9 protein-coding genes are annotated in these 11938 nt (G+C 72.9%); 4 read left to right on the top strand and 5 right to left on the bottom strand.

All coding sequences use genetic code 11. The annotated features are described in order from the left end of the window. Positions 1-3 precede the first annotated feature (3 nt). Entirely contained in the window at positions 4-795 is a 792-nt protein-coding gene (locus AC2YHJ_RS26950) for an ABC transporter permease (protein ID WP_487399279.1), read from the bottom strand. Beyond that, complete coding sequence (locus AC2YHJ_RS26945; protein ID WP_487399278.1) at positions 792-1169, bottom strand: RT0821/Lpp0805 family surface protein; 378 nt, start codon at positions 1167-1169, stop codon at positions 792-794. Before AC2YHJ_RS26945 ends, AC2YHJ_RS26950 begins: the two co-directional genes overlap by 4 nt. Before the next feature lie 181 nt (positions 1170-1350). On the opposite strand from AC2YHJ_RS26945, the gene AC2YHJ_RS26940 reads away from it, so the two are divergent. The 4 genes from AC2YHJ_RS26940 to AC2YHJ_RS26925 are packed head-to-tail and all read left to right on the top strand — an operon-like array spanning position 1351 to position 6738. Continuing rightward, a complete protein-coding gene (locus tag AC2YHJ_RS26940; RefSeq protein WP_487399277.1) occupies positions 1351-3225 on the top strand; it encodes a capsular polysaccharide export protein, LipB/KpsS family in 1875 nt (624 codons plus the stop codon). Between the two features lie 16 nt (positions 3226-3241). Beyond that, the gene (locus tag AC2YHJ_RS26935) at positions 3242-4474 is read left to right on the top strand and encodes a capsule polysaccharide biogenesis protein (protein ID WP_487399276.1); all 1233 of its coding nucleotides are present in this window, start codon (positions 3242-3244) and stop codon (positions 4472-4474) included. 3 nt (positions 4475-4477) lie between these two features. Continuing rightward, positions 4478-5329, top strand: coding sequence for an SDR family NAD(P)-dependent oxidoreductase (locus AC2YHJ_RS26930; protein ID WP_487399275.1), 852 nt, complete (start codon positions 4478-4480; stop codon positions 5327-5329). Beyond that, positions 5326-6738, top strand: a complete 1413-nt coding sequence (locus AC2YHJ_RS26925) for an LTA synthase family protein (RefSeq protein ID WP_487399274.1) — start codon at positions 5326-5328, stop codon at positions 6736-6738. Before AC2YHJ_RS26930 ends, AC2YHJ_RS26925 begins: the two co-directional genes overlap by 4 nt. 15 nt (positions 6739-6753) lie before the next feature. On the opposite strand, the gene AC2YHJ_RS26920 is transcribed toward AC2YHJ_RS26925, so the two are convergent. The 3 genes from AC2YHJ_RS26920 to AC2YHJ_RS26910 all read right to left on the bottom strand — a co-directional run. Beyond that, positions 6754-7488 carry a formyltransferase family protein gene (locus AC2YHJ_RS26920; protein WP_487399273.1) on the bottom strand — a complete coding sequence of 245 codons (735 nt, stop codon included), beginning with the start codon at positions 7486-7488 and terminating at the stop codon, positions 6754-6756. A gap of 80 nt (positions 7489-7568) precedes the next feature. After that, positions 7569-8882 (bottom strand): aminotransferase class I/II-fold pyridoxal phosphate-dependent enzyme, encoded by a 1314-nt coding sequence (locus tag AC2YHJ_RS26915; protein WP_487399272.1) that lies wholly within the window; start codon positions 8880-8882, stop codon positions 7569-7571. Further along, positions 8879-11938, bottom strand: a 3060-nt coding sequence (locus AC2YHJ_RS26910) for an SDR family NAD(P)-dependent oxidoreductase (protein WP_487399271.1), incomplete at its 5' end; no start/stop codon positions are given. The genes AC2YHJ_RS26910 and AC2YHJ_RS26915, both read right to left, overlap by 4 nt.

The raw sequence follows: 11938 nt of genomic DNA, 5'->3' as shown, positions 1-11938 counted from the left end.
CGGCTACTCCAGCCCGATCCGCTGCCGCGCCAGCTTCAGCCCCGCGAGGCCGAGCAGATGCGGAATCAGGATCCAGCCTGCCACGTAGGACAGATCGTAGATGGGGCGGAAGCGGTCGCCGAACTGGCCGTCGCGCAGGAGTTCGAAGATGTGGACTGTCGGGACCCAGAGCACCGCCTCCTGCATCCACTCGGGCAGCCATTCCACCATGAAGAACAGGCCGCTGAAGGGCAGGATGAGGTACGACATGGCGTGGACCAGCCGGTCGATCGCCTCCCATTCGCTCGTCAGCGCGCCGACGACGAGCGCGATGCCCTGCGACAGAAGCACCATCAGCCCCAGCGCGCAGAGCATCTTGACGGGGGAATCCGGGGGTTCGCCACCAAGGACGATGCCCGCGACAGTGAAGATCGCCATCACGCCGGTGCAGGCCGTGACTTCGATGATGTGGCGCGCGAAGAACAGGTCCGGCAGCGTCACCTGGCGGTGATAGAGCAGGCTGCGGTTCGACCCGATGGTGTTCGACGCGCGGTTGATCATGCCGCGGAAGGCGAAGAACATGATGTAGCCGATCGAGAAGAACTCGAAGGTGTTGCGGACGCTGTCGCCCCCGCGAGTGCCGTGGATCACCGCGATCATCGCGCCGAGCAGCAATGGCTCGAAGAACAGCCACAGATAGCCGAAGCGGCGGCGCCCGAACCGCGTATGCATCTCGCGGATGATCAGCGCCCCGATGACGCGGATCTGCTGTCGCGCGCAGTCTATGAGCAGCGGACCGGAGGCCGACCCGCTCACGGCCTGCCCGTGGTGCCGCGGATCAGCGGCCGTGCCTCGAGCCAGCCTGACCCGGCACTGCACAGCAGGCGGGAGGACGAACCGCCGCCAGTGCCCATCTGCACCTCGCGGCATTCCCGTCCGCTCGCCGCGGCATAGGCGCGGACCATGCGCAACTGCACTGTCTGCCCCGTGGATGGCAGCGTGACGGTTTCCTGCGCACCGGGGCCGGCGCTGGCGGCGAAGGCGACCACCGGATCCGAGATCGGCGCGATCGCCCCCTCGGCGCCCGGCGCGGGGGTGACCCCCGTCTCGGCGCATCCGGCCAGCAGCAGCACGATACCGAGCAAACCCGCTGCCGGTCCGCGCCCGCCACCATTCCAGCCCAGGATCATCCGACCGCCACCTCAGGGTTCGCCCGCGCGGCACGCTAGCCTTTCGGGCCGTATTACGCAAAAACAAGACGCTGCGGGCCGGCTTACATATCTGACGGATGATTTCCGATCGCGCAGTGGCCGACTGGCGAGCAGGATGAGGCCGACTTGCAACCGGAAGGTGTAGCCCTGGCCCGACACGATGAACGGTAGCCCACGCCTGTTGGTGCCTGCCAGCCTGTTTCGGTGCTGGCCTCACCTGCCGGCCTTCTGGCCCTGCACGCCGCTGCCGCCCGGGACCATCGCCGCCGACGGCGACCGCCTGTTGTTGCCCTGCAACACGACAGTGCCGATCGCCTGGGGTGGGCGTGTATTCCGCGTCACGCCCGGCCCCTTCGCACCGCCTGCCTTCGCGGGGCGCGCGGTGCCGGCCATCCTGTTCGGCGCCGAGGCAGCCGACCCCGTCGCCGCCGCCCTGACGAGCCCTTTCCCCGACACGGCGCGCGCCGTGAATCTGCGTGCGCTGCTGCGCGAGGCTCGGATCGGCGGTCCATCCGGCCTGCCCGATCCGGGGGCCGCGGCGCTCGGCGTTGCGGGGGGCGAGGCGGTGCTGGTCCTCGATCCCTGCGATCCGGCCGCTGCCGGCGCTGCGCGGCTGCTGTGGGACGCGGCACTTGCCGAAGCCAGCGGCCGCCCCGTCATCGCCTGCCGCGCGCCCGAGGCTCCGGCCACCGCGCGCCCCATCCTTCCCGCCACCCGCGCCGAGCGCCTCGACCCCTGGACGCTGATCGACGCCGCTTCGCGGATGCATGCGCTGCCCGGTCCGACGGCGTTGCTCGCGACGCTGGCCGGGCTCGCGGTCGTCACTCCGGCTGGCCCCGCGTCCGAAGGCCTCGCCGCCCTGGCCGCGCTTGCCACAGCGGCGCGCTGTGCCGATCCGGTGCGCGCCCGGCCCATCGCGCTGGAGGAGGCGATTCCCCTGCTCGGCGCCTGGCGAGCGCAGGAGATGGCCAATCGGCGCATCGCCGTCTGCGTTGGCATGTCCTTCTGGAAGCGGCGGCGGATGGCCTCTGCGCTCGCCTCCGCCACCTGCGCACCGGCCTTTGCCCGCACGACGCGCGCCGCCCTGGCCGAGGCGGTGCGGCGCGACGGCGCCATCGCCGTCTGGTCGAGCCGCGCTCCGCCCGGGCTCGAGGCGGCTGCGCGGTCGACCGGCGTGCCGCTGCTCTGGGTCGAGGACGGCTTCATCCGTTCGGCGGGACTCGGGGCGGGGTTCTTGCCGGCCGCCTCGCTGACGCTCGACAGCCGCCGCCCCTATTTCGATCCCGCCGGGGCGAGCGACCTCGAGATCCTGCTGGCGAGCACGGATTTCCCACCCCCGCTGCTCGATCGCGCGGCGCGGCTGCGGGCGGCGATCGTCGCCCGCGGCATCACCAAGTACAATCTTGGCGGCGCCGCACCGGTGCTGTCCGCCTCGCCCGGCCGGCGGCGCATCCTCGTGCCCGGCCAGGTCGAGGACGACCTGTCCGTGCTGCGCGGCGGGGCGGGGTCGGTGCGGACCAATCTCGGCCTGTTGCAGGCGGTCCGGGCGGCCCATCCCGACGCCTTCATCGCCTTCAAGCCGCATCCGGATGTCGAGGCCGGCTATCGGCGCGGCAAGGTGCCGGTGGAACAGGCGGCGGCCCTGGCCGACCAGGTGCTCGACCGGGCGCCGATCGCCCCGCTGCTGGACCAGGTGGACGACGTCCACACCCTGACGTCGCTTACCGGCTTCGAAGCGTTGCTGCGCGGCTTATCCGTCACCTGCTGGGGCCAGCCCTTCTACGCCGGCTGGGGGCTGACTGAGGACCGGGCACCGATCGCGCGGCGCGTGCGGCGGCTCACCCTCGATGCGCTCGTTGCAGGTGCGCTGCTGCTGTATCCCCGCTATCAGGATCCGGTGACCGAGCTGCCGACAACGCCGGAAGCCCTGCTCGACCACTTGTCCGAACCAGGCCCGTGGTCCGGCGGTGTCCTGTCCCGCCTGCGCCGCTGGCAGGGCGCGTGCATGGCGCGGGTGATGCGGGGCCGGGGATGAGGAGGAGGCGCGGCGGATGACGGAGCGGCGATCCTTCCTGTTCCTGCAGGGGCTGGCGACGCATCTGTTCGTGCGGCTGGGCGATGCGCTGGCCGCGCGCGGCCACGCCGTGCATCGTGTCAACTTCAATCCCGGCGACCGGCTGTTCTGGAAGCGCCCCAACGCCACCGACTTCACCGGCACCGACGATCAGTGGCCTGCGGCGCTCGACGCGCTGATCGCGGCGCGTGGCGTGACCGACCTCATCATGTTCAGTGACTGCCGGCCACGCCACGTTGCCGCCGTCGCCCTGGCCAAGCGGCGCGGCCTGCGGCCCTGGATCCTCGAGGAAGCCTATCTGCGGCCGGGCTACATCACGCTGGAACAGGGCGGCGTGAACGCGCATTCGCCGCTGCCGCGCGACCCGGGGCGCATCCTCGCCATGGCGCGCGGCCTGCCACCGGCAGCACCCGAGACGCTGTCGGGCGGGTCCTTCCTGCGCCGCGCCAGCGATGATGTCCGCTACAACATCCACAACGCGCTGCTGCGCCACCGCTTCCCGCATTGGCGCACGCACCGGTCCTGGCATCCCTTCCACGAATATGCCGGCTGGCTGCTCCGCGGGGCGCTGCGCCCGTTGCGGCGCGGCGCGGCGCAGCGGCGCCTGGCACAGCTGCAATCCTGGGCGGGGCCGATCTTCGTGCTGCCGCTGCAGCTCGAAGGCGACTACCAGTTGCGGCTGCATTCGCCTTTCGCCAGCCTGGGCGACGCGATCGCGATGATCGTCACCTCCTTCGCCGCGAATGCGCCGCGCGACGCGCTGCTGGCGGTGAAGGGCCATCCGCTGGACAACGGGTTGACCGACTGGGGCGCCTTCACGCGGCGCCGCGCAGCGGAACTCGGCGTCGCGGACCGGCTGCTGTGGCTGCCCGAACTGCCCTTCGGCCCGGTGCTGGCGCCGGCAGCGGGCGTGGTCACCGTTAACAGCACCGCCGGGCTGCAATCCCTGCGGGAGGGCAAGCCGGTGATCACTCTGGGGGAGGCGCTGTACGACATGCCCGGCCTCACCTTCCGGCACGGGCTCGACCGATTCTGGACCGAGGCGATGCCACCCGATCCCGCCCTGGTCGATGCACTGCGCCGCGTCCTTGCCGCCCATTGCCTGATCCGCGGCGGCTTCTTCAGCGAAGAGGGCATCACCGAGGCGGTCGGCCACGCCGTCGCGCGCCTCGAGGGCGCCGCCGTCACCGCACGCATCGCGGCGGAATAGGCCATGGACGCGCCGGCTTGCGTGGTGATCTCGGGGGCGTCGCGCGGGCTTGGCGCCGCGCTTGCCGAACGTTTCGCCGCGCCTGGGGTGGCGCTGCGGCTGATCGCGCGCAGCGCCTCGGGCCTCGGCGACACCGCTTCACGCTGTGCGGCGCGTGGCGCCGATGTCGAGACGGCGGCGATCGATGTGCGCGACGGGCCGGCCATCACCGCGCGGCTGCTGGCCTGGGACGCCACGCGCCCGATCGATTGCGCCATCGCCAATGCCGGCATCGCCCGCGGCCATCGCCCCGACGGCGGGTGGGAGGGGCTGGCTGGCGCGACCGAGCAGGTCGCCGTCAACCTGGTGGGCGCGATGCACATGATCGAGCCGTTGCTGCCCGCGATGCGGGACCGCCGCGCTGGACGGATTGCGCTGATCGCTTCGGTTGCCGCCTATCGCGGCCTGCCGGATGCGCCGGGCTATGCGGCGTCGAAGGCCGGGATGCGGGCCTATGGCGAGGGGCTGCGCGCCGCGCTCGGCCCGCGCGGTGTGCGCGTGACGGTGGTGCTGCCGGGCTTCTTCGACAGCGACATGGGCTCGCGCTGGCTCGGGCCGCGGCCGCTGGCCATCGGGCTTGATGCTGCGGCCGACCGCACCCATCGCGCCATCCTGCGCGGCGCGCGGCGTGCCGCCTTCCCGCTGCCGCTGGCCGGGGTGCTGCGGGTGGTGGATGCGCTGCCCGCCGGGCTGTCGGACTGGGCGGTGCGGCGCCTGCGCTTCCGGGTCGCGCCGGAAGGCGCGTGGGACATGCCGCCGGAAGGCGCGCGGGACAAGCCGCCGGAAGGCACGCCCCAGGACGCGACGGGCGGGTGAGCGGCATCGTCCATCTCCTTGCCGGCGCGGCGCTGCCCTTGCCTTTCTGGGTGTGGCTGCGCCGCGGCGCGCGGGCGCGGGTGTCAGCTTGGGTGCTGCTGGACGCGGCGCCGGTCGCAGCCCTGTTCCTGCTGCTGCTGGCGCTGACCGCCCGGCCGATCATGGCCGGCGGCTTCGCGGCGGGGCTGTGCCTGTTCCTTGGCGTCGCCGACCGCGCCAAGCGCGCCGCGCTCGGTGAACCGCTGACCTTCACCGATAGCGGGCTGCTTTGGCAGGTGGTGGCCCATCCGCGCTTCTACCTGCCCTTCGTGCCGAAGGCGGTGATCGCGGGCGGGTTGGGCGCCGGGGCGCTCGCCTTCCTGCTGGTGCTGGCGCTGGAACCGCCGCTCGGCATTGGCCTCGGTGCCCGCCTGGCGCTGGCGGTGGCGGCGGTCGTGTTGGTCCTGCTGTTGCTGCGCCCTCTGCCGCTGCTGCGCGGCGCGGCCCTCGCGCGCGATCCGTCACGCGACCCCGCGTCCTTCGGTCCGCTCGCGACCTTCGCCCTGCAGGCGCGCATCGCTGCGACCGAGCGTCCCGCCCGCCGCGCGGCGCATCCGCCTGCGCCTGCCGTCGCCGCACCCGGCGCAGCGATGCCGCATCTGCTGCTGCTGCAACTTGAATCCTTCTGCGATCCGCGACGGCTGGGCATCCCGGTCGCGCTGCCGCATTGGGATGCGCTCGGGGCGCAGGCCCTGGCGTGCGGGCCGCTCGCCGTGCCCGGCTTCGGCGCCAACACCATGCGCACCGAATTCGTGGTGCTGACGGGGCTGGCGGATGTGGCGCTCGGCCTCGATCGGCTGAACCCGTATTTCCGCTTCGCGCGCGCGCCGGTCACCTCGCTCGCCTGGGCGCTGCGCGGCGCGGGCTACGCCACCGCCTGCCTGCACCCCTTCGACGCGCGCTTCTTCGGCCGCGACCGCGTGCTGCCCGCGCTCGGTTTCCAACGCTTCGAGGCTGCGCCCGCCTTCGCCGACGCGCCGCGTGAGGCCGGCCTTGTGACCGATGCGGCGGTGGGGGATCGCCTCGCCGCCGAACTCGCCGCGGCGACGGGGCCGGCCTTTCTTTACGCCATCACCGTCGCCGGGCATGGGCCCTGGCCGGGGCCGGACCCGGCCGCGAGCTGGGCGGCGCGGATGGCGGCGACGGATGCCATGCTCGGCCGCCTCGCTGAGGCCACCCGACGCAGCCCGCGCCCCGTGGTGCTCGCCGCCTTCGGTGACCACCGCCCAGCCCTGTCGGCGGCACGAGGCGGAACGGACACGGAGTACCTGGTGTGGCGCAGTGATGCCGCCGGGGCCGGCACGGTGCGGGCGCTGGAGGCGGCGGCGCTGCACGGCGTGGTGCGGGAGGCGGTTTTGGGCGACGCCTGAACCTGGGTGACGATCCTACAGCACCAACCCGCCCAACCGTCGTGCCGCCCGGAAATCCGCCCACCCCGCCAGCCGTACCCCGCGCTTCGCCGCCGCGCCGAGGTCCGCCCCCTGCGGAAATCCCCGGTAGGGCAGCAGCGGCACCTCCACCCCGCGGTCGCGCCCGCCGGCGATCTCGTCCATCACCTGCAGCAGCAATTCAGCGCCGGCCAGGTGCAGCGCGCGCGCCGTGCCGGAAACCGTCGCGCCAGGCGGTGGCGACACCGCCCGCTGCGCGAGGATCGCGCCCGCATCGATGCGCGGCACCATCCGGTGCACCGTCACGCCGAATTCGTTGTTGCCATCCGCCATCGACCAGAAGCAGGGCATCGGCCCGCGATGCAGCGGCAGCAGCGACGGATGCAGGTTGATCCCGCCGAAGCGCGCGGTGGCGATCGTCTCCTGCGCCAGGATCTGATCGAAATGGCAGGTGACGATCAGGTCCGGCCGCAGCGCCTCAAGCATGCCTTGCGTCGCCGCGCTGTTGACCGAGACGACGGTGGTCGCCGGCACGCCGCGCGCGAAGGCGGCCGAACCGACCGGCCCAACGCTGCCTCGCCGCCACAGCCGGGGTGCCGCGAACTCGACGAAAAGCCAGGGCAGTATGCGCGACCCGGACCGCGCGAGGTGCTTCCGCGTGCTCGCCCGCCGGTCACGCCAGGCGTCCGACAGGCCGAGGAAGACGATGTTGTGTCGCGTCTCGCGCAGCACGCGCGCGACGGCCTCGGCGCTCGCCGTGCTTTCCAGCGTCAGCAGGGCGATGCGCAGCGGCGGCGATGGCGTGGGTCCGGTCAGCCTGCGATCTCCGCCGGCCGCGCGCCGGCCATGGCCGCGGCCACGGCATCGATGGTGGCGCGGATCTGCGCCTCGGTGTGCTCGGACGACAGGAAGAAGCGCAACCGCGCCGAACTGTCCGGTACCGCGGGGAACAGGATGGGCTGCACGTTGATCCCGTGTTCGAACAGCGCCTGGGACAGACGCGCCGCGCCGACCGAGGAGCCGACGATCACCGGCACGATCGCCGAGCCGATCGAGGTGCCGGTATCGAGCCCGGCCTGCTTCGCGAGGCGCAGGAACAGTGTCGCATTGTGCTGCAGCCGCGCGACGCGCTCGGGCTCGGCGGCCAGGATGCGGAGCGATTCCAGCGCGGCGGCGGCGAGCGCGGGCGCCATGCCGACCGAATAGACGAAGCCCGGCGCGGAATGCTTCAGCCAGGCGATCAGGTCGGCATTGCCCGCGATGTAGCCGCCGCAACCCGACAGCGTCTTGGACAGCGTGCCCATCCAGATATCGACCTCGCGCGCATCCACGTTCCAGTGTTCGTGGATGCCGTGGCCGGTTGGGCCGATCACGCCCATGCCATGCGCTTCATCGACCATCAGCCAGGCATCGTGCCGGCGTGCCATCTCGACGAAGCGGGGCAGCTCGGGGATGTCGCCATCCATCGAGTAATGGCCTTCGATCACCAGCAGCGCGCGGCGAGCGCCGCGGCGATTGGCGGCGAGTTCCTTCTCCGCCGCGCGCCAGTCGTTGTGGGCAAAGGCGATGCGCTTCGCCCCCGACAACCGCGCGCCTTCCGCGCAGGAATTGTGGATGGCGGCATCGTGCAGGATCAGGTCGCGCGGGCCCATCAGGTGGCCGAGCACCGTGACGTTCGTCGCATGCCCCGACACGAAGGCAAGTGCGGCATCGACGCTGTAATGCGCGGCGATCGCTTCCTCCAGCGCCGCATGCACCGGCCTTTCGCCGGACACCATGCGGGAAGCGGAAGCCGAGACGCCATGCCGGTCGATCGCCGCCTGCGCTGCGCGCATCACCCGCGGATCGCCGTTCAGGCCGAGGTAGTTGTATGAACCGTAGTTGATGACCTCGCGATTGCCGATGACGGTGGTCGCCGCCGCGATGCCCTCATGCGGGCGGAAGAAGGGGTTCTCCAGCCCGAGCGCGCCCGCGGCCTCGCGGATCAGCTCCATGTCGCGCTGGCCCGGCAATTCGCGGAAGGCGCGGGCCGCGCCGGGCGCGGGGCCCTTCTCCTCCTTCTTCCGCGAGAGGCGTTGCAGCAGCGCGAGGCGTGCGGTGGCGGACAGGCCGAAGCCCTGGGTCACTTCACCGACTCCGGCGCGGCTTCCGGCGCGGGTTCATAGGCATCCATCAGCGACTGCACGGTCTGTTCCTGCCGATCCTCCAGCACCACGCCGGCGATGCGCCCGGCGAGAATGGCAATGGTCAGGTCCTCTGTCACGGTCGCGAGAGGCACCTGTACGCCGAGCCGGCGTTCCAGCGCCATGCGCAATTCAAGGCCGCCGAGGCTGTCGAGGCCAAGCCCGGCGACGGGTGCGTCGGCGCCCACGGCTTCGACCGGCAGGCGCAGGATGCGGGCGATCTCCTCCTGCGCCAGGGCGACCAGGCGGGCGCGGGCTTCCTCGGCCGGCAGGGCGCGCAGTTCGGCGCGGAGATCGGCCCCTTCCGCGCCGCCCTCGCGCGCCGCGCGCACGGCCGCGTAGGCGGGTTCGGCGAGGATCGGCAGCCCGGCCGACAGCGTGCCCCAGGTGACGCGGGCGAGATGCGCGACCGCCACGCCGGATGTGAGAATGGTGGGCAGGGCGGCCAGGGCTTCCTGCGCGGGCATGGGTGCAACGCCGGTGCGCCGTTCCAGCGTTTCGGCGGTGGCGGCGTCGCGCGACAGCACGCCGGCATCGGCGATCGGACCCCAGCCCACGGCGAGCGCCGGCTTGCCGCCTGCAACACGGCGGCGCGCGATGGCTTCCAGTGCGAGGTTGGCGGCGACGTAATTGGCCTGCCCCGGATTGCCGAATGCCGTGGTCGCCGAGGAGAACAGCAGGAACAGGTGCAGCGGGTCGTCGGCGGTCAGCCGGTCCAGCGCCTCGGCCGCAGCGAGCTTCGGCGCCAGCACGGTTGCGAAGCGCGCGGCATCCATGGTCGCGGCCGCACCATCGGCGAAGGCGGCGGCGGCATGCACCACGCCGCGGATCGGCGGGCCTTCGCGCCGCAGCCGTGTCAGCAGCGCGCCGAGTGCTGCCGCGTCGGATGCGTCGCACGCCTCAATGCGCGCTCGCGCGCCGAGGGCCGCGAGCGTGCGCAGCGTCGCCTCCGCCCCCGGCGTGGTGCCGCCGCGGCGGGAGACCAGTATGAGATGCGCCGCCCCACCCGCGGCGAGCCATTTCGCGCATTCCAGCCCGAAGCCCTGCACGCCGCCGATGACGAGATAGGCGCCATCGGCATCCGGCCGCCAGGCGTCGGTTGCGGCATCACCACCGTCGGCGGGTGGGCGGATCACCAACTTGCCGATATGGCTCGAGGCCTGCAGCGTGCGGAAGGCAGTCTCGCTCTCCTCCGCCGCGAAGACAGCGTGCGGCAGCGGCAGCAGTGCGCCCTCGGCAAGCCGTGCGGCGATGTCGGCGAGCAGCGCGGCGGCGAGGTCGGGCTTCGCTCGCGGCAGCGCATCGGCATCGACCGCGAAGTACGACACGTTGCGCCGGAACGGCCGCAACGGCGCCCGGCGGTTCTCGACGAAGTCGCGCTTGCCGAGCTCGATGAAGCGCCCGAAGGGAGCCACGAGCGACAGGCTGCGTTCCATCGCCTCGCCGGCGAGCGAATTCAGCACGACATCGACGCCGTCCGGCCATTCGGCCCGCAGCAGGTCGGCGAAGCCGGCATCGCGGCTGTCGAGCACGAGATCCGCGCCCGCCATGCGCAGGAAGGCGCGCTTCTCCTCGGATCCGGCGGTCGCGGCCACCAACGCGCCGGCCGCCTGCGCAACCTGGATGGCGGCGAGGCCGACGCCACCGGCGCCGCCATGGATCAGCACGCGCTCACCCGGGCGGATGCGCGCCAACGTCTCCAACGCATAAGCGGCGGTGATGAAGGCGACGGGGATGGTCGCCGCGGCCTCGGGCGTCAGGCCGGTGGGCAGTGGGGCGAGGGCTTCCGCCCGCGTCAGCGCCCGCGTCGCGAAGGCGGATGGCGCGAAGCCGAACACCGCCTGGCCTGGCTTCAGCGCGACGCCGGGGCCGGCCGCCTCGACGACGCCGGCACATTCCATGCCGAGGGTCGGGCCGGCGAAGCCGTCCATCAGCGCATCTTCGGGCAGCAGCCCCTGCGCCCACATCAGGTCGCGGAAATTGAGCCCGGCGGCCTGGACGGACAGCACCACCTCGCCGGGGCCGGGGGGGGGCAGGGCGGGCAGCGGACCCCAGGTGAGGCTGCCGATTTGCCCCGGTTGGCCAATCGCCAGCCGCCCTGCGCCGGAAGCGCGCGGCGCCGGCAGGCCGGGCAACAGCACCGGGGTCAGCCGCCCCTGCGGCGTCAGCGTGACCTCCGGCGCATCGCCCGCTAGTTCCGCGGCGAGCCGCCGCGCCGCGACATCCACCGGCATCGCGGGATCGAGCCCGATCCGGCGTGGCTTCAATTCCGGCAGTTCATTCGCCAGCACGCGCCCGAGCCCGGCCAGCGCCGCCGCGCGCGCGGCATCCCCGGCGCCGACCAGTGCAAAGCCGGCCGCGCTACCCTGCGCGGCTTCGCCAAGCCGCGTCCCGGCGGCGAGCAGCGTTGCCGCATCGCCCTCGGCCTTGACCAGCGCGACCACCAGCGCGCCGCGCATCTCGCGCGGGGAGGGCGGGGCATCCAGCGCGTGCTGGGCGACCTGATGGCCCTCGGTGCGCAGCACGGCCTCCAGGGCGGTGGCGAGCGCGGCGCAACTCTCCTCGGTGCAGACCAGCACGCGGCGGGACGGAGCCGGGGTCGCAACGATGACCGAGGGCGCGCACGCCGCCAGCAGCAGCGCCGGCCAGGGCGCGGCCGACAGGCGCAGCGCATCGGGTGTCTCGAAGCCCGCCTGGGACAGCGCGGCACGCCAGGTTTCGGCATCGGGCAGTGCGCCGTCCCCGCCATCCCACCAGGCGGGGTCCTGGCCGCAAGCGAAATCCCACAGCCGGCCGGGCGCCGGTTCGGCCAGCAGCAGCATCGCGCCCGGCGCGCAGGCCGCGCGCAGCGCCATGGCGAGCTTCGTGCCGGACCGCGCGCGCGCGCCAGCGGCGAGGCCGATCACCAGATCCGCCGGTTCCGCCGTGCTGGTCCCGGCGAGTGGATCCCAGCCGCTCCAGGCGAAGGCGATGCCTTCGGCCTCGGGCGGCGCGGCGCC

This window comes from Roseomonas sp. SRI_022, from assembly GCF_057586215.1.
This window is presented reverse-complemented; position numbering and strand designations above follow the sequence as displayed.

Bases quoted from the DNA above. Each gene is read 5' to 3' on its own strand.
- AC2YHJ_RS26945 (WP_487399278.1), bottom strand. From the start codon at position 1,169: ATGATCCTGGGCTGGAATGGTGGCGGGCGCGGACCGGCAGCGGGTTTG.
- AC2YHJ_RS26940 (WP_487399277.1), top strand. From the start codon at position 1,351: ATGAACGGTAGCCCACGCCTGTTGGTGCCTGCCAGCCTGTTTCGGTGC.
- AC2YHJ_RS26935 (WP_487399276.1), top strand. From the start codon at position 3,242: ATGACGGAGCGGCGATCCTTCCTGTTCCTGCAGGGGCTGGCGACGCAT.
- AC2YHJ_RS26930 (WP_487399275.1), top strand. From the start codon at position 4,478: ATGGACGCGCCGGCTTGCGTGGTGATCTCGGGGGCGTCGCGCGGGCTT.